Source organism: Pseudomonas sp. CFBP 8771, assembly GCF_014841695.1.
Lineage (GTDB): Bacteria > Pseudomonadota > Gammaproteobacteria > Pseudomonadales > Pseudomonadaceae > Aquipseudomonas > Aquipseudomonas baltica.
Map to the genome: position 1 here is coordinate 17905 of NZ_JACYUJ010000004.1, position 17738 is coordinate 35642.

The following is a 17738-nucleotide window of genomic DNA, read 5'->3' on the forward strand; positions in this document are numbered from 1 at the left end:
GCAATACTTGGTGTGCAAGTAATAACGGTTAACTCTTTGTGTTTATTGAAGAAAATCGCTGAGTGACACTCGGGGCAGCGAATGGCGACCGACCGTTGCTTGGCGAATGAAGCTGCAGAAGCGGGTGACTTGGCTCAGCGGTGAAACACCCTGGACGGCCATTCATCAAACGAGCCCATGCGCAGCCAGTCACCCCCGTGTACGCTGGCATCCGTTGTGCAAATACAACCCAAACCGCTACAAGACCAGGCGGGATGAAGCGATCCCGATGGGACCAAGGTGTTCAATGAGCGATAAGAGAGTGTCAGCGTGGATTCGGAATTAAGTTCGGTACTACTCAGCCAGGATCCACGCAGCCAGCACGACGACCCGTTGCTCGATGGCCTGCTGACCCTGTGCTCGCTGCATCACAAGCCCGCCAGCCGGGCCATGCTCACCACAGGCCTGCCGCTGCCTTCGCAGCGCCTGACCGCCGACCTGTTGCCGCGCGCCGCCGCGCGTGCCGGTCTGCAGGGCCGCGTGTTGCAGCGCAAGCTGGAGCAGATACCGTCCATCGCACTGCCGGCCATGCTGATGCTCAAGGATGCACGGTGCGCCGTGCTGCTGGGCTGGGAAGGCGATACCGCGCGCTTGCTGCTCAGCGAAAGCGATGGCGGTGAAGTGCGCGTGGCGCGCGAGGTGCTGACTCAAGACTTCACCGGCCGGGTGTTTTTCGCCCAGCCGCAGCACAAGTTCGACGTGACCAACGGCTCGCTGATCCCCCGCGCCCATTCCTGGTTCCGTGACACCCTCAAGCGCTCGCGTTGGCTGTATGCCGATGCCATTGCCGCCAGCCTGGTGATCAACATCATCGCCCTGGCTGCACCCTTGTTCGTGATGAACGTGTACGACCGAGTCGTGCCCAACCAGGCCACCGCGACCCTGTGGGTGCTGGCGGTGGGCATCTGTGGTGCCTACCTGTTCGACCTCTTGCTCAAGGGCCTGCGCAGCCTGTGCCTGGATCTGGCCGGCAAGAAGACCGACCTGATCATCTCGGCCACGCTGTTCGAACGCATCGTCGGCATGTCGATGAAAAGCCGCCCGGCTCGGGTAGGCAGCTACGCGCAGAACATTCACGAATTCCAGGGCATGCGCGACTTCCTCACGTCGCTGACCCTGACCAGCCTGATCGACCTGCCGTTCACCATTCTGATCTTGCTGGTCATCGCCCTGCTGGGTGGGCACCTGGTATGGATTCCGATCATCGCCTTCCCGCTGGCGCTGGGCATCGGTCATTTCCTGCAGAAACCGCTGACCAAGACTCTGGAGCGGACCATGGCCCTGGCCGCCGAGCGTCAGTCGAGCCTGATCGAGACCCTGGGCGGCCTCGATGCGGTCAAGGTCAACAACGCCGAAAGCGAGCGCCAGTACCAGTGGGAACAGACCATCGGTACGCTCAGCCGCCTGGAATTGCGGGTCAAGACCCTGTCCAGCCTGGCCATGAACATCACCCTGCTGATTCAGCAACTGGCCGGTGTGGCGATCATCATTTTCGGTGTGTACCAGATCATCGAAGGCAACCTGAGCATGGGCGGCCTGGTGGCCTGCTACATGTTGAGCGGTCGCGCGCTGGCGCCATTGGCACAGTTGTCCGGTCTGCTGACTCGCTACCAGCAGGCCAAGGTCACCATGGTCTCGGTCGACCAGATGATGGAGCTGCCGCAGGAGCGCAATTTCGACGAGCGTCCGCTGAGCCGTCAGGTGCTGCAGGGCGCAATGGAATTTCGCAACGTCGACTTCACCTACCCCAACCAGCAGAACCAGGCCTTGCACGGGATCAACCTGACCGTGCGCCCCGGCGAAAAGATCGGCATCATCGGCCGCAGTGGCTCAGGCAAGAGTTCGCTGGCCAAGTTGCTGGTGGGGCTGTACCAGCCCGATGCCGGCTCGTTGCTGGTCGATGGCGTGGACATTCGCCAGATCGACGTCAGCGAACTGCGCCACAACATCGGTTATGTGCCGCAGGACATTCAGCTGCTGTCCGGCACGCTGCGTGACAACCTGGTGTCCGGGGCCCGCTACGTCGATGATGAAATGGTCCTGCAGGCCGCCGAACTGGCCGGTGTGCACGAATTTGCCCGCCTGCATCCGCAGGGTTATGAACTGCAGGTCGGCGAGCGCGGACAGAACCTGTCCGGCGGCCAGCGGCAGAACGTGGCGCTGGCGCGGGCATTGTTGCTCAACCCACCGATTCTCTTGCTGGACGAACCGACCAGCGCCATGGACAACACCGGCGAGGAGCGCCTCAAGGCGCGTCTGCAAGCCGTCATCGAGAACAAGACCGTGATTCTGGTTACCCACCGTGCTTCGCTGCTGAGCCTGGTCGACCGCCTGTTGGTGATCGACCGTGGGCAGATTCTGGCTGACGGGCCGAAGGCTGCTGTCATGGAAGCATTGAAGAAGGGGCAGATCAGTGTTGCTTAAATCCTCTTCCGGCGGCTTCAAGAATTCCCTCGTACGTTATTTCAAGGGCTCCGATTCGTTGGAAGGCCAGCCCTTGCCCGAGGTCGAGAAGGCGCTGATCGACGATGCGCCGCGCATCGTGCGCCTGACCATCTGGGGCGTCATCGCATTCTTCGTGTTCCTGCTGACTTGGGCGCACTTCGCGGTGATCGACGAGGTGACCAAGGGCGACGGCAAGGCAATCCCTTCGTCGCGCATCCAGAAAATCCAGAACCTGGAGGGCGGTATCGTCGCCCAGATCTACGTCAAGGAAGGGCAGATCGTGGAGGCGGGCGCACCGCTGATTCGTCTGGACGACACACGTTTCGCTTCCAATGTCGGCGAAACCGAAGCCGATCGTGTGGCCATGGAGCTGCGCGTGGAGCGCCTGAGTGCCGAGGTCGAGAACCGACCGTTGAACATTACCGCCCAGGCACGCAAGTCGGTGCCCAACCAGGCGGCCAACGAAGAGTCGCTGTACATGAGCCGTCGGCAGCAGTTGGCCGATGAAATCGGTGGCTTGCAGCAACAGCTGGTGCAGCGTCAGCAGGAATTGCGTGAGTTCAGTTCCAAGGCCGAACAGTATCGCAACAGCCTGAACCTGCTGCGCCAGGAGATCAGCATGTCGGAGCCGTTGGTGGCCAGGGGTGCGATTTCGCCGGTCGAAGTGCTGCGTCTGCGGCGCTCGGAAGTGGAAACCCGTGGCATGCTCGACGGTACCACGCTGGCAGTGCCGCGGGCCCAGGCGGCCATCGGCGAGGTGCAGCGCAAGATCGACGAAACGCGCGGCAAGTTCCGCAGCGAGGCGCTGACCCAGTTGAACGAGGCGCGTACCGATCTGGCCAAGACCCAGGCCACGGCCAAGGGCCTGGAAGATCGGGTGAGCCGTACCATGGTGACCTCGCCGGTGCGAGGCATCGTCAAGCAGGTGCTGGTCAACACCGTAGGTGGGGTCATCCAGCCCGGCAGCGACATGGCCGAGATCGTGCCGCTGGATGACAGCTTGCTGGTGGAGGCGCGCATTCGTCCGCAGGACATCGCGTTCCTGCACCCAGGGCAGAAAGCGATGATCAAGTTCACGGCCTATGACTACACCATCTATGGCGGGCTGGAAGGCACCCTCGAACAGATCGGTGCCGACACGGTGCAGGATGAAGAGAAGAAGAACACCTTCTATCTGATCAAGCTGCGGACCAACAAGAGCCATCTGGGCTCCGATGAGAAGCCGTTGCTGATCATCCCGGGGATGGTAGCGTCGGTTGACATCATTACCGGCAAGAAGAGCGTGCTGAGCTATCTGCTCAAGCCCATCATCAAGTCCCGCGCCGAGGCATTGCACGAGCGGTAAGGATTCACCCGTTCGCGGCCGCTTACGCTCTGCTGTAGGAGCGGTCTGCGGCCGCGAAGGGCTTGTAGGGTGTGTCTGGTACACCGCGGTGTGCTTTTCGCGGCCGATGACCGCTCCTGCAAGGGATTGCATTCGGTCGCCAATTCTTGACGAAATGTTTCCGTTCCGCGAATATAGATAGTTAGCAAACTATGAATATTCGCACCCTTCCGATGAATATCGACAAGCTCCAGCTGAACATCAGCAGCGGCATGGTGGTCGCTTCGCGGCACTGGCGCCGTATCTGTCAGGCCACCCTGGCCAACTATGGCGTGTCCGAAGCCTGCGCCGTGCCGCTGTTGCTCATCGTGCGCCTGGGCGACGGCGTCCGGCAGGTTACGGTTGCCCAGGCGGCCGGCCTGGAAAGCCCCTCGCTGGTGCGGCTGCTCGACCAGCTCTGCACGGCCGGCTTCGTGGTCCGCACCGAAGACCCGACCGACCGCCGCGCCAAGGCCCTGAGCCTGACCGCCAGCGGCCGCGATCTTGCCGAGTCCATCGAAGGTGAGTTGGTGCGCCTGCGCCGCGAAGTGCTCAAGGACATCGCCCCGGCGGATCTGGAAGCGGCATTGCGTGTGGTGCGTGCCTTCGAGGAAGCGGGCCAGGGCACGCCGGGTGGCTACCCGTGAAAGGTTTCTTCAGCGACGTACCACCGGCCCGGGACTGGTTCTACGGCGTGCGAACCTTCGCCGCGTCGATGATCGCGCTGTACATCGCCATGCTCCTGCAGATGCCACGGCCCTACTGGGCGATGGCCACCGTCTACATCGTCTCCAGCCCCTTCGTCGGGCCCACCAGTTCCAAGGCGGTGTACCGTGCGGTAGGCACTTTCACCGGCGCTGCCGCTGCGGTGCTGTTCGTGCCGCTGTTCGTGCAGACGCCCTTCCTGCTGGCCACGGTCATCGCCCTGTGGACCGGCACGCTGCTCTACCTGTCGTTGCACCTGCGCACGGCCAACAGCTACGCCTTCATGCTGTCGGGCTACACCCTGCCGCTGATCGCCCTGCCGGTGGTGGACAACCCCACCGCCGTGTTCGACATCGCCAGCTCGCGTTTCCAGGAGATCTGCCTGGGCATCGTCTGCGCCGCCGTGGTGGGCGCAATGTTCTGGCCGCGCCGGCTCACGCCGGTGTTCATCGGCGCCGCCGGCAAATGGTTCGAAGATGCCGCCGGCTACAGCGACCACTTTCTGGCGCGCGACGTGAAAGCCGACGAGGTAGGCCCGCTGCGTTCGGCCATGGTCGGCACGTTCAACTCGCTTGAGATGATGATCGGCCAGCTTCCCCACGAAGGCGCGCGGCCGCAGTTGGTGCGCAACGCCGGGGAGCTGCGCGGGCGCATGATCCATCTGCTGCCGGTCATCGATGCGCTGGACGATGCGCTGTTTGCCATCGAACGCCGCACCCCTGAACTGGTGGCACGCCTGGCGCCGGTCATGGCCCTGGCGCGGCAGTGGCTCAAGGACAGCGTCGACGACCCCAGCCAGGCCCGCTGGCAAGCCCTGCGCGATGAGCTGCAAGCCATCCGCCCGAGCCCTGCGCAACTGGACGACCGTCGCGAGCTGCTGTTTTCCAACGCGGTGTACCGACTGGGCGAATGGGTCGACCTATGGCAGGACCTGCGCAGCCTGGAACTGGCGATCAAGACCGATAGCCGCGTGCCTTGGCGGGCGGTCTACCGGCACTGGCGCCTGGGCCGACTCAAGCCGTTCCTGGATCGCGGCCTGATGTTGTATTCGGTGTTTTCCACGGTCACGGCGATCATCGTCGCTTCGGTACTGTGGATTCTGCTGGGCTGGACCGACGGTGCCAGCGCGGTGATTCTGGCGGCGGTGGCGTGCAGTTTCTTCGCGGCCATGGACGACCCGGCGCCACAGATCTACCGATTCTTCTTCTGGACCGTGATGTCGGTGGTGTTTGCCAGCCTCTATCTGTTTCTGGTGCTGCCCAACCTGCATGACTTCCCGATGCTGGTGCTGGCCTTCTCGGTGCCTTTCATCGTCGTCGGCACGCTTACCGTGCAGCCACGTTTCTTCCTCGGCACCTTGCTGACCATCGTCAACACGTCGTCGTTCATCAGCATCCAGGGCGCCTACGACGCGGACTTCATGAATTTTGCCAACAGCAACCTGGCAGGCCCTGTCGGGCTGCTGTTCGCGTTCATCTGGACCCTGGTGGTGCGCCCCTTCGGCGTGGAGCTGGCGGCCAAGCGCCTGACCCGTTTCAGTTGGCGCGACGTGGTGCATATCACCCGTCCGGCGAGCCTGGCCGAACAGCGGGCGATGGGTGTGCAGATGCTCGACCGGTTGATGCAGCACCTGCCGCGCCTGACCATGACCGGCCAGGACACCAGTGCCGCGCTGCGCGATGTGCGCGTGGCGCTGAACCTGCTCGACATGCAGGCCTACAGCCCGCGGGTGCCCGCTGCCGTACGGCCGTTGCTGCATCAGGTGATAGAAGAGGTGGGCGGGTATTTCCAGGCCTGTCGCAAGGCCAGTGAACGCCTGCCTGCCCCCATGGGTCTGCTCATGACCATGGACCGCGCGCGCCGTGGCCTGACCGTGCAAGCCATGGGCGAGGCCGAAGAAGCCCGCGAGCATTTGCTGCACGCGCTGAGCGGCCTGCGCCTGGCGCTCCTGCCAGGTGCCGAAGTGGTCACCGAGGCGGGCGATGCCGCCGAACACCTGCCGCATGGCATCGATGGAGCACCGCTGTGATTGGTGAACTGGATATCAGCGGGATCTTCCTGCCCACCGTGCTGGTGATGATGGTGTTCACCTACGGCCTGTTTCTGCTACTGCATGGCGTGCTCAACCGCCTGCATTTCTACCGCCTGGTCTGGCACCGGGCTCTTTTCAACGTCGCTCTCTACGCTGTGCTGCTCGGCGCGGTAGACGCCATCTGTCGAAGCCTGATGCTATGAAAAAACCGATCCTCACCTTTGGCCGCCTGGTCCTGACCCTGCTGTTCGTGTGCCTGGCTGCGTTCATCGTCTGGCGCATGGTGATGTACTACATGTATGCGCCCTGGACCCGTGACGGGCATGTGCGCGCCGACATCATCCAGATCGCGCCGGACGTGTCCGGCCTGATCGAACACGTCAACGTGCACGACAACCAATCGATCAAGGCCGGTGACGTGCTGTTCACCATCGACCAGGACCGCTTTCGTCTGGCCCTGCGCCAGGCCCAGGCGAGCATGGCCGAGCGCAAGGAAACCCTGGCCCAGGCCGAACGCGAACTGCGGCGCAACCGCAGCCTCGGCAACCTGGTGGCCCGCGAGCAGCTCGAAGAGAGCCAGTCGCGCCAGCTGCGTGCCCAGGCCGCCTTGTCCGAGGCCCAGGTCGCGGTGGACGCCGCGCAACTGAACCTCGATCGTTCGGTGATCCGCAGCCCGGTGGATGGCTTCATCAATGACCGCGCACCACGCCCGCATGAATTCGTCACCGCAGGCCGCGCCGTGATGGCGGTGGTGGATGGCACCTCGTTCCATATCGATGGCTATTTCGAAGAGACCAAACTGGGCGTGATCCATGTTGGCCAGGCGGTGGACATTCGCATGATGGGCGACAACACCCGTTTGCAGGGCCGGGTGCAGAGTATCTCGGCCGGCATCGAAGACCGCGATCGAAGCAGCGGCAGCAACCTGCTGCCCAACGTCAACCCCGCCTTCAGCTGGGTGCGCCTGGCGCAGCGGATCCCCGTGCGCATTGCCTTCGAGAACCTGCCCGAGGGTTATCGCCTGATTGCCGGCCGCACGGCCACGGTGTCCATCATCGAAGACGGTGCGGTGGCGGGAGCGACGCCATGAGCAACGCCCTGCGCCTATCCAGCCTCGCTGCCGCGCTGTTGCTGTCGGCCTGCCAGATGGTCGGGCCCGACTACCACACCCCGTCGGAGGCCGCGCTCAACCGCAGTGACCTGCAGGGCGCGCTGGTCGAAGGTGACAGCAACGTGGTCTCGGCACCGGTGCCGCAGGACTGGTGGAAGCTGTACCACGACCCGCGCCTGGATGCGCTGGTGCGCCAGGCCATGGCCTCCAACACCGACCTGCGCGTGGCGGCCGCCAACATTGCCCGTTCGCGCGCGCAGATCGAGCAGGCCCAGGCCGAAGGCGGTTTCGACTTCAACGCCAAGGCCGAGGCGCAGCGGTTGCAGGAGTCGGGCGAGGCGTTCCTGATGACGGAAAAGTTGCCTGTGGATAACCTGGGCAGCGCATCCATCAACCTGTCCTATCAGTTCGACCTGTGGGGCACGCTCAAGCGCGGCATCGAAGCGGCGCGCGCCAATGCCGATGCCACCCAGGCGGCTGCCGACACGGCGCGCATCACCGTGGTGGCGGATGTGGTGCGTGCCTATACCCAGGTGTGCGCGGCCAACGAGGAATACGAGATCGCCCGGCACTCGCTGCAGTTGCAGCAAGAAGGCGTGCAGCTGACCCAGCGCCTGCGCGATGCCGGCCGTGGCGACGAGACCCAGGTCACCCGTTCCGAAACCCAGTACAAGTCCCTGGGCGCAGAGCTGCCTCGCTATCAGGCATCACGCCAGGCGGGCCTGTACAAACTGTCGATGCTGCTGGCGACACCGGTGGCACAGCTTCCGGCCGATGTGGTCGGGTGTGCGGAACTGCCCCACATCAGCCAGCTGATGCCGGTTGGCGACGGCGCCGCGTTGCTCAAGCGCCGTCCCGATATCCGCCAGGCCGAACGCCGGCTGGCGGCAGCCACCGCCAACATCGGTGTGGCGACCGGGCAGTTGTATCCAGACATCAGCATTGGTGCCACGGTTGGCACAGTCGGCATTCTGGACGATCTTGGGCACCCGGCTACCAACCGCTGGGGCATCGGCCCGTTGATCAACTGGAACGTTCCCACCAACGGGGCGCGTGCGCGGATTCGTGAGACCGAAGCCTCGACCCAGGCCGCCTTGGCCAATTTCGACGGTGTGGTACTCAACGCCATTCGCGAAACCCAAACGGGCCTGGCGCAATACGCTGCCCTGCTGCAGCGCCGCGATGCCCTGGCCGACGCTGAGCAGTCAGCGAAGCAGGCAGCGGATCAGACGCATCGGTTCTTCACAGCCGGCCGTGCATCGTTCCTGGCGGATCTGCAGGCAACGCGCACCTACACCGATGTGCGTGGCCAACTGGCGGCGGCCAACACCCAGGTGGCCATGGAGCAGATCAACCTGTTCCTGGCCCTGGGCGGTGGTTGGGAAAGCGCCCGGCAGGCGCCGGGCGCGCGTTGAGTCGGGCCACGTTGGTCGGGCTGGTTGAATGGGCCGGTTGAGGGGCTTAGAAGCCTTCCAGAACGATCTTGCCCTTGGCCTTGCCGCTTTCGATCAGCTCGTGAGCGCGGATCAGGTTGGCGGCATTGATCGCGCCGTAGTGCTCACCCAGAGTGGTACGCAGCACGCCGCTGTCGATCAGTTCGGCCACTCGCTCGAGCAGCTCGTGCTGCTTGATCATGTCCGGGGTCTGGAACAGTGAGCGTGTGAACATCAGCTCCCAGTGCAGCGACAGCGCCTTGCGCTTCATCGGCATCACGTCGAGGCTCTTCGGATCATCGATCAGGGCTAGCTGACCCTGGGGGCGCAGGGCCTCGATCAATTGCGCGAAGTGCGTGTCGGTGTGGGTCAGGCTGGCGACATGGTCGACCTGGCCGACGCCGATGGCTTCCAGCTGCGCCACCAGCGGCTTGCTGTGATCGATAACATGGTGGGCGCCCAGGTCGGTCACCCACTGGCGTGTTTCGTCCCGCGAGGCGGTGCCGATCACGGTCAGCCTGGTCAGCTTGCGCGCCAGCTGGGTGAGGATCGAGCCGACGCCACCGGCCGCGCCGATGATCAGCAGGCTCTGGCCTTCGCCACCGCCCTCGGGCACGCCCAGGCGGTCGAACAGCAACTCCCACGCGGTGATCGAAGTCAGCGGCAGGGCGGCGGCATGGGCGTTGTCCAGGCTTTGCGGCTTGTGCCCGACGATGCGCTCGTCCACCAGATGCAGCTCGCTGTTGCTGCCCGGGCGGTCGATGGCGCCGGCGTAGAACACGCTGTCGCCGACCTTGAACAGGCTCACCTGATCGCCCACCTGCTGAACGACGCCGACCGCATCCCAGCCCAGCACGCGCGGCTCGGTGACGGCGGCGCCGCTGCGCACCTTGGTGTCGACCGGGTTGACCGAAATGGCCTGGACCTGCACCAGCAGATCACGCGGGCCCGGGGTGGGCGCGGGCAGTTGCAGGTTGGTGAGCACGGACGCCGTGCCGTTCTGGGTATACGCAATGGCTTTCATAAGGGGTTCCCAAGTGGGTGCTATGGGTCGGCGCGCCCTTCGCAAAGGGCGCTCGCGGGTCACGAAAAGGTCAGAGGACTAGGCGGAGCGCATTTCCTGAGTATCTCGCTGCATCGACTGCAGGTTGCGTTCGATGTTCTCACACAGCGAATCCATCTGGATCTGATGTTCGCTGACCTTGAACGGACTCTGCAAGTCGGTGCCGATCCGCTCGATGGCCAGCAGCATGAAACCGACCACGGTAGACGCCAGCGGTGTGAACCATTCCAGCGAATCCACCAGGCCGATCGGTACGATCAGGCAGAACACGGTGATGAACAGGCGCGGAAAATAGACGTACGGGTAGGGCAGCGGGGTGTTGGCGATACGCTCCATGCCGCCCTGGCAGTTGGAGATGTCCACCAGCGTCGACTCCAGGCGCGCCAGGCGGATGCTGTCCAGGCGCCCGGCCTTGTACTCGCGGGCCAGCAAGGCCGCCGAGCCGGTCAGCAGGTCGTTGGAAAAGTTATTGGTGCTGTCGCGTCGTTCGAATTCTTCGGCGCTGATGAAGGCTGCCACTTCCGGTGGGCAGGGTATGTGCCGTACGTGCGCCGCCAGGCAGTTCACATAGGCCACATGGCGCCGCAGCAAGGTGGCCTTGACCGGATTCACGTCATCGCCCACGTCGTCGATCAAGGTCAGCACCTGGCGCGCATAACTGCGCGACGCATTGACCAGCAACCCCCACAGCGTTCGCGCCTCCCACCAACGGTTGTACGCGCTGCTGTTGCGAAAGCTGATCAGCACGATCAGCGCTGAACCCAGCAGCGTCAGCGGCATGATCGGCAGGCTCAGCTTGGTGTTGAGAAACAGCATGAAGTCGACGGTCACCGCGATATCCCACAGCAGCAGCCAGAACAGCGACCAACCGACGTAGCCCATGGTCTTGATGATCAAACGGTATTTCTTGGCGATGGCTTCTTTCATAAGCGGACCCTAGGCGATGAGCGTGCCTAGGTCGGACGCCGGCTTTGCCACAAGGTTCGTTGCACGCTAATGAATGGCCGTTACCAGTTGCTACAGGGTGATGGTGGCGTTTTAGGTATGTCCGCGGCGGGCGAACAGCAGGCCAGCGCCTGCCAGGCACAGCAAGCCACCACAGAAGCGATTGAAGCGACGTTTGGCCTGCACCGTATTCAGCCAGCGCTTGAGGTTTACGCCCAGGTACGCATACAGCCCAACCGCGACCCATTACAAAACCAGAAACAGCGCGCCGAGCACCGCAAACTGGGCCCCAACGGGTTGTTGCGGATCGACGAACTGCGGCAGGAACGCGGTAAATATCAGGATCGCCTTGGGGTTACCCGCGGCGATCAGGAACTCGCGGCGCAGCATCCGCCACAGGTTGGTACCACCGGCTGTAGAGTCCCCTGCCATGTCGACGGGCTCGCTGGTCCACAGGCTCCACGCCAGCCACAGCAGGTAGAGCGCGCCTACCGTCTTGATGGCCAGAAACAACCATTCGGATGCAAACAACACCGCCGCCAGTCCCATGGCCGCCAGCGCGATCATCGCGCTGAATGCTACCAGCCGCCCGAACCCGGCCAGGCACGCGGCCCTGTAGCCGTGGTGGGCGGCGTTGTTAATGGACAACAGGTTGTTCGGCCCTGGGGCCATGTTCAGGGCAAAGCAGGCGGGGATGAAAAGCAGGAGGGTGGTGAGGTCCATGGGGCTTTCCATTGACAGTGATTGGAACGAATGAGCCGGCCAAGCCGCTCGCATTGGCTTTATAGGTAGTCAAAGTAGTCGACGTTCTCTATAAAGTTGCCGAAAAAATAGAAAATGGTCCACCAGTTCTTGACCTGACTCGTTATTTGCCACCCATAAAAAAGCCCCGAGCTTTCACTTGAGGCTTTGATCTTGAGTCTGCGGTCCTTGCTGCTGACTTAGTTAAAGCACGAACTTACTCATCAGCCCCTGCAAATGCACACCTAGTCGCGCCAGTTCAACACTGGACGATGCGGTTTCTTCACTCGCCGACGCTGTCTGCTCGGAGATATCCCGGACATTGATCACGCTGCGGTTGATTTCTTCAGCCACTGCGCTCTGCTCTTCGGCAGAGGCGGCTATCTGCTGGTTCATTGATTCGATGGTTGCAATGGAGCGGCTGATGTTGCCTATCGAAGTGCCTGCATCGCGGGTCAGCGCCACGCTGTCATCGGTCAGCAGGCGGCTGTTCTCCAGGGTGGTCGCCACTTGGGCAGTTCGGCTGTGCAGGCCGTCGATCAGGGTGGCAATTTCTTCGGTGGAAGTCTGAGTACGTTGGGCGAGACTTCGGACTTCATCGGCGACCACGGCAAACCCACGTCCGGCTTCGCCCGCGCGGGCGGCTTCGATGGCGGCGTTGAGTGCCAGCAAGTTGGTCTGCTCGGCAACCGCCTTGATCACGTCGAGCACGCCACCGATCTTGTTGCTCTCTTGTTTCAACTCATCCATGGCCACTTTGGATCTACCGACTTCAGCCGCAAGCGTTTCGATTTGAAGCACCGCCTTGGACACCACTGCATCGCCTTCGCGCACTTCCTTGGAAGCGCTGACTGCCGCATCCGAAGCCTGCTCTGCATTTTTCGCTACTTCCTGAACGGTCGCCGCCATTTGATTCATGGCAGTCGCTACCTGATCGGTTTCACTGCGCTGGCTATTGACCCCGGCGCTGGTTTGCTCGGTGACGGCTGAGAGCTGTTCGGCCGCGCCTGCGATCTGAGTGACGCCATCACGCAAGCCGCCTATCAACTGGCGCAGGTTCAGGGTCATCTGGTACATGCTGGTCTGCAGCATGCCGATTTCGTCCTTGCGCGTGCTCGGCTCATTGTGGGTCAGATCACCGCGGGCCACACGGTCAGCCAACTGCAGTGTCTCGCGCAGTGGAACGACTATGAGGCGAGTGATGATCCACGCCGCCAGGGCGCTCATGACGAGTGCTGCGGTGAGCCACAAAACCAACATCCGGTTGGCCTGATTGACGTCTGCAAGGCGCAGGTCAACCTGGTTCTGCGCCAGTTGGTTGGCCGAACCGAGCAAGACTTCGATGTTCTTCGAGATCCCAGCCTGGCCTTGGTTGATGGTGGCTTGCGAAGACGAGAATCCATTGATGGCGGATCCATAGGCGTTCATCGAGTCCACCAGGCTGGAGACAGCGGAGGTATCCAGGCCGGAGCTTGTCAGGCTTTTCATGTAGTCGGAGGCTGCGGCAATCGAGGCGACGGCCAGCTGTTGAGCCTCGGGTTTAAGGGTGTAGGTGTACCCACGAACATCGAAGCGCATCTTTTGAAACAGCATGATTGCCCGGAGCACTGCATCGCGTTGCGCGGCGTCGCCATCCATAGAATTGGCCCGCCCATTCAGCTGTCGCAACTTGGCGTCTGCGGTGTCGGCCGCAGTGCCGAAGACATCTCTGCTGGCTTCACGCGTGTGGGTGGCAGCAATGATGCTGTTGTAATGATCCTTGTATTCCTTCATGGCCGCCATGGCCGCTTTCACGTGAGGAATATTAAGCTCGGAATTCAATACGCTGTTGAGGTAGGCGAGATGGTTATCGAGATTTTCGTAGGCTTTCAGCCAAGTCGTGGCATTGGCGTCGTCAGAGGTCTGGCCATAGACCAGCCGTGCTATGCGCATGTCTCGCGTCAGTGTGCTGAGCTTGGCAATGTCCGTGATGCGCTCGCTGCGCTCACTCATGGAGGCGATGCCTCTCCAGCCCGTCAAGGCGATCAATACGGTAAGTATGATAACTAGTGTGAAGCCAAGTATTAACTTCGATCTGACCGTTAAGTTGGTTAAAGCACTTTTCAACATGTGAGCCTCTCGAAATCGCTGTTTTAGTTTCTTCGGTCGGCTCCTCCATGCCAGTGCTGCGTTCATCCAATCGGCAGCGCAGAGGGAATCTTTAGCGAAGATTTTCACGAAAATGAGGTTTTCTTACATGCTGCTTGAAGCATAAAAAGTTCAATTTTTTTAATATTAAATGTAGCGGGTCGAAGCGCCAGGAAGCTACTGCTCGCTCGCAGAATGGCAGCAACAGCGTCACGTTGGGGTGGGCCTGATGCCACAGACACGAACACTGACGTTTGTATCCGACGTGCGTGCGCCATTTTTTGACGCGAAAATGATTTGAAAGGGTGCGAGGGGGTTGGAGCGATCAGCTGAGATCGTGCAGCACAAGCACGTGCTGCACGAAAAGGAGAAGATGGTGCACCAGGCGGGATTCGAACCCACGACCCCTGCCTTCGGAGGGCAGTACTCTATCCAGCTGAGCTACTGGTGCGACGCGGGCGCCATGATACCCATCTCGGGGGTGGTCGTCCATTGCGATAACCGGCACATCGTTTGTAATCTGCTACGGTGACACTCGTGCAAGCCGGGCATACCCAGGCTTGCAAGGCTTGTCGTTCTTTTTTTCGAACGGCTATTGTCCTTTACCGCCATAGATCCTAGGATTCGTTTGAGATTTCAAACGCTCTTGTCTGGTTGCTGATGCGCATGCGTTCATCCATGCGGTATTTCACCTCAGCCCGGGCGCCTTTTCATCCCTCCATTCGTGCCGTCACGTACGGCGCCATCAAGGAAGCCGACATGCAGCTCAAAGACACCTCGTTGTTCCGCCAGCAAGCCTATATAGATGGTGCGTGGCTGGGCGCCGACAGCGGGCAGGCCATCAAGGTCAGCAACCCGGCCACCAACGAAATCCTCGGCACCGTGCCGAAAATGGGCGCCGCCGAAACCCGCCGCGCCATCGAGGCTGCCGACAAGGCGCTGCCGGCCTGGCGTGCGCTGACCGCCAAGGAGCGGTCGAACAAGCTGCGCCGCTGGTTCGAGCTTATGATCGAAAACCAGGATGACCTCGCGCGCTTGATGACGCTGGAGCAGGGCAAGCCATTGGCCGAATCCAAAGGCGAGATCGTCTATGCCGCTTCGTTCATCGAGTGGTTTGCCGAAGAAGCCAAGCGCGTCTACGGCGACACCATTCCCGGCCACCAGCCGGACAAGCGTCTGATCGTGATCAAGCAGCCAATCGGCGTGACCGCCGCCATCACCCCGTGGAACTTCCCGGCCGCGATGATCACCCGCAAAGCGGGCCCGGCGCTGGCCGCAGGCTGCACCATGGTGCTCAAGCCTGCCTCGCAGACGCCGTTCTCGGCATTGGCGCTGGCTGAGCTGGCCGAACGCGCAGGCATTCCCAAGGGTGTGTTCAGCGTCGTGACCGGCAGCGCTGGCGACATCGGCAGTGAGCTGACCAGCAACCCGATCGTGCGCAAGCTGAGCTTCACTGGCTCGACCGAGATCGGTCGCCAGTTGATGGCCGAGTGCGCCAAGGACATCAAGAAAGTCTCGCTGGAGTTGGGTGGCAACGCTCCTTTCATCGTGTTCGACGATGCCGACCTGGACAAGGCGGTCGAAGGCGCGATCATTTCCAAGTACCGCAACAACGGCCAGACCTGCGTCTGCGCCAACCGTATCTATGTGCAGGACGGCGTTTACGACGCGTTCGCCGAGAAGCTGAAGGTTGCAGTGAGCAAGCTCAAGATCGGCAACGGTCTGGAAGAAGGCACCACTACCGGGCCACTGATCGACGACAAGGCCGTGGCCAAGGTCAAGGAACACATCGCCGACGCGGTCAGCAAGGGCGCAACCGTACTCACCGGTGGCAACGCGCTGCAGGGCAACTTCTTCGAGCCGACCGTGCTGGTCAACGTCTCCAAGGATGCCGCCGTGGCCAAGGAAGAAACGTTTGGCCCGCTGGCGCCACTGTTTCGCTTCCAGGACGAGGCCGAAGTAATTGCCATGTCCAACGACACCGAGTTCGGCCTGGCTTCGTACTTCTATGCCCGCGACATGAGCCGCGTGTTCCGTGTTGCCGAGGCGCTGGAATACGGCATGGTCGGTATCAACACCGGCCTGATCAGCAACGAAGTGGCGCCGTTCGGCGGCATCAAGGCCTCGGGCCTGGGCCGCGAAGGCTCCAAGTACGGCATCGAAGATTACCTGGAAATAAAATACCTCTGCATTTCGGTGTAACCCACCGCGCAGAACCCTTGGCGGCCGGCGGCCGCAGCAGTCGATCATCGTATGCTGCTGCGGTACGTACCGGCCGCTTTATCCTTGAATCACGCCGACCGATGAGCGGCGAATGAGGAATGTCATGAGCAAGACCAACGAATCCCTGATGCAACGCCGCCAGGCTGCCGTGCCACGCGGTGTGGGCCAGATTCACCCGATCTTTGCAGAGTCAGCGCAGAACGCCACGGTTACCGACATCGAAGGCCGCGAGTTCATCGACTTTGCCGGCGGCATCGCGGTGCTCAACACCGGCCATGTCCACCCCAAAGTGATCGCGGCCGTGCAGGCACAACTGCACAAGCTGACTCACACCTGCTTCCAGGTGCTGGCATACGAGCCGTACGTTGAAGTCTGCGAGAAGATCAACGCCAAGGTGCCCGGTGACTTCGACAAGAAGACCTTGCTGGTCACCACCGGCTCCGAGGCCGTCGAAAACGCCATCAAGATTGCGCGCGCTGCCACCGGTCGCGCCGGGGTGATCGCCTTCACCGGCGCCTACCACGGCCGCACCATGATGACCCTGGGCCTGACCGGCAAGGTCGTGCCGTACTCGGCTGGCATGGGCCTGATGCCCGGCGGTGTGTTCCGCGCGCTGTACCCCTGCGAACTGCACGGTGTGAGCGTCGACGATTCGATTGCCAGCATCGAGCGCATCTTCAAGAACGACGCCGAGCCCCGTGACATCGCAGCGATCATTCTCGAGCCGGTGCAGGGTGAGGGCGGCTTCTATGTCGCGCCGAAAGCCTTCATGCAGCGTCTGCGCGCCCTGTGCGACCAGCACGGCATCCTGCTGATCGCCGATGAGGTGCAGACCGGCGCAGGCCGTACCGGTACCTTCTTCGCCATGGAGCAAATGGGTGTTGCGCCCGACCTGACCACCTTCGCCAAATCCATCGCTGGCGGTTTCCCTCTGGCCGGCGTGTGCGGCAAAGCCGAGTACATGGACGCCATCGCTCCAGGTGGTCTGGGCGGCACCTACGCCGGCAGCCCGATCGCCTGCGCGGCGGCACTGGCCGTGATGGAAGTGTTCGAGGAAGAGAACCTGCTTGATCGCAGCAAGGCAGTCGGCGAGCACTTGGTAGCGGGCCTGCGCGCCATCCAGGCCAAGTACCCGGTGATCGGTGATGTGCGCGCACTGGGCGCGATGATTGCCATCGAGCTGTTCGAAGGCGGCGACACCCACAAGCCGAACGCCGCAGCAGTGGCCCAAGTCGTAGCCAAGGCGCGCGACAAGGGTTTGATTCTGCTGTCGTGCGGTACTTACGGAAACGTCCTGCGCATCCTGGTTCCACTGACTGCGCCTGACGAGCTGTTGGACCAAGGTTTGGCCATCATCGAAGAGTGCTTCGCTGAGCTGGCGTGAGTGATGTGAGTGCTTGGTAGGAAAAACCCGCTTCGGCGGGTTTTTTTATGGGGTGGTTTTAGTTTGCACCTCGTTTGCAGCCAGGCGGGTGATGCGCTAAAACCCTCTGCTTAATCCGTTTTTTTGC

12 protein-coding genes, 1 tRNA gene and 2 pseudogenes are annotated in these 17738 nt (G+C 62.1%); 9 read left to right on the forward strand and 6 right to left on the reverse strand.

All coding sequences use genetic code 11. The annotated features are described in order from the left end of the window. Nucleotides 1-309: 309 nt before the first annotated feature. The 7 genes from IFT80_RS09955 (at nt 310) to IFT80_RS09985 (ending at nt 9110) form a co-directional block, all read left to right on the forward strand. Nucleotides 310-2463, forward strand: coding sequence for a type I secretion system permease/ATPase (locus tag IFT80_RS09955; protein WP_122480649.1), 2154 nt, complete (start codon nt 310-312; stop codon nt 2461-2463). Then, complete coding sequence (locus IFT80_RS09960; RefSeq protein WP_122714232.1) at nt 2453-3829, forward strand: HlyD family type I secretion periplasmic adaptor subunit; 1377 nt, start codon at nt 2453-2455, stop codon at nt 3827-3829. The genes IFT80_RS09955 and IFT80_RS09960 overlap by 11 nt, the downstream gene beginning before the upstream one ends. 212 nt (nt 3830-4041) lie before the next feature. Beyond that, entirely contained in the window at nt 4042-4494 is a 453-nt protein-coding gene (locus IFT80_RS09965; RefSeq protein ID WP_192137629.1) for a MarR family winged helix-turn-helix transcriptional regulator, read from the forward strand. After that, nucleotides 4491-6581, forward strand: coding sequence for an FUSC family protein (locus IFT80_RS09970; RefSeq protein WP_192137479.1), 2091 nt, complete (start codon nt 4491-4493; stop codon nt 6579-6581). The genes IFT80_RS09965 and IFT80_RS09970 overlap by 4 nt, the downstream gene beginning before the upstream one ends. Continuing rightward, nucleotides 6578-6787: a DUF1656 domain-containing protein gene (locus IFT80_RS09975; RefSeq protein ID WP_043191852.1), complete on the forward strand. Its 210-nt coding sequence runs from the start codon at nt 6578-6580 to the stop codon at nt 6785-6787. Before IFT80_RS09970 ends, IFT80_RS09975 begins: the two co-directional genes overlap by 4 nt. After that, complete coding sequence (locus IFT80_RS09980; RefSeq protein ID WP_192137480.1) at nt 6784-7674, forward strand: efflux RND transporter periplasmic adaptor subunit; 891 nt, start codon at nt 6784-6786, stop codon at nt 7672-7674. Before IFT80_RS09975 ends, IFT80_RS09980 begins: the two co-directional genes overlap by 4 nt. Continuing rightward, complete coding sequence (locus IFT80_RS09985; RefSeq protein ID WP_192137481.1) at nt 7671-9110, forward strand: efflux transporter outer membrane subunit; 1440 nt, start codon at nt 7671-7673, stop codon at nt 9108-9110. The genes IFT80_RS09980 and IFT80_RS09985 overlap by 4 nt, the downstream gene beginning before the upstream one ends. A gap of 46 nt (nt 9111-9156) precedes the next feature. On the opposite strand, the gene IFT80_RS09990 is transcribed toward IFT80_RS09985, so the two are convergent. The 6 genes and pseudogenes from IFT80_RS09990 to IFT80_RS10010 form a co-directional block, all read right to left on the reverse strand. After that, nucleotides 9157-10152 (reverse strand): zinc-binding alcohol dehydrogenase family protein, encoded by a 996-nt coding sequence (locus tag IFT80_RS09990; protein ID WP_192137482.1) that lies wholly within the window; start codon nt 10150-10152, stop codon nt 9157-9159. A gap of 78 nt (nt 10153-10230) precedes the next feature. Next, nucleotides 10231-11118: a bestrophin family protein gene (locus IFT80_RS09995; protein ID WP_192058793.1), complete on the reverse strand. Its 888-nt coding sequence runs from the start codon at nt 11116-11118 to the stop codon at nt 10231-10233. 111 nt (nt 11119-11229) lie between these two features. Next, nucleotides 11230-11859 (reverse strand): annotated as a pseudogene (locus tag IFT80_RS10000) (LysE family translocator). A 222-nt stretch (nt 11860-12081) separates the two neighbouring features. Continuing rightward, a complete protein-coding gene (locus IFT80_RS21865; RefSeq protein ID WP_425312020.1) occupies nt 12082-12954 on the reverse strand; it encodes a methyl-accepting chemotaxis protein in 873 nt (290 codons plus the stop codon). Beyond that, nucleotides 12937-14052 (reverse strand): annotated as a pseudogene (locus IFT80_RS21870) (methyl-accepting chemotaxis protein); the annotation flags it as partial. The gene IFT80_RS21865 and the pseudogene IFT80_RS21870, both read right to left, overlap by 18 nt. Before the next feature lie 326 nt (nt 14053-14378). Beyond that, a tRNA-Arg gene (locus IFT80_RS10010) sits at nt 14379-14455 on the reverse strand. A 308-nt stretch (nt 14456-14763) separates the two neighbouring features. Here IFT80_RS10010 and gabD point away from each other — a divergent pair. Together gabD and gabT are read left to right on the forward strand one after the other, a co-directional pair. Continuing rightward, entirely contained in the window at nt 14764-16206 is a 1443-nt protein-coding gene (gene gabD / locus IFT80_RS10015; RefSeq protein ID WP_122480676.1) for an NADP-dependent succinate-semialdehyde dehydrogenase, read from the forward strand. Between the two features lie 124 nt (nt 16207-16330). Then, entirely contained in the window at nt 16331-17611 is a 1281-nt protein-coding gene (gene gabT, locus IFT80_RS10020; RefSeq protein WP_192137484.1) for a 4-aminobutyrate--2-oxoglutarate transaminase, read from the forward strand. Nucleotides 17612-17738 lie beyond the last annotated feature (127 nt).

Coding starts and splice junctions, on each gene's coding strand:
- IFT80_RS09965 (WP_192137629.1), top strand. CDS start 4,042: ATGAATATCGACAAGCTCCAGCTGAACATCAGCAGCGGCATGGTGGTC.
- IFT80_RS09980 (WP_192137480.1), top strand. CDS start 6,784: ATGAAAAAACCGATCCTCACCTTTGGCCGCCTGGTCCTGACCCTGCTG.
- IFT80_RS09985 (WP_192137481.1), top strand. CDS start 7,671: ATGAGCAACGCCCTGCGCCTATCCAGCCTCGCTGCCGCGCTGTTGCTG.
- IFT80_RS09990 (WP_192137482.1), bottom strand. CDS start 10,152: ATGAAAGCCATTGCGTATACCCAGAACGGCACGGCGTCCGTGCTCACC.
- IFT80_RS09995 (WP_192058793.1), bottom strand. CDS start 11,118: ATGAAAGAAGCCATCGCCAAGAAATACCGTTTGATCATCAAGACCATG.
- IFT80_RS21865 (WP_425312020.1), bottom strand. CDS start 12,954: ATGTACCAGATGACCCTGAACCTGCGCCAGTTGATAGGCGGCTTGCGT.
- gabD (WP_122480676.1), top strand. CDS start 14,764: ATGCAGCTCAAAGACACCTCGTTGTTCCGCCAGCAAGCCTATATAGAT.
- gabT (WP_192137484.1), top strand. CDS start 16,331: ATGAGCAAGACCAACGAATCCCTGATGCAACGCCGCCAGGCTGCCGTG.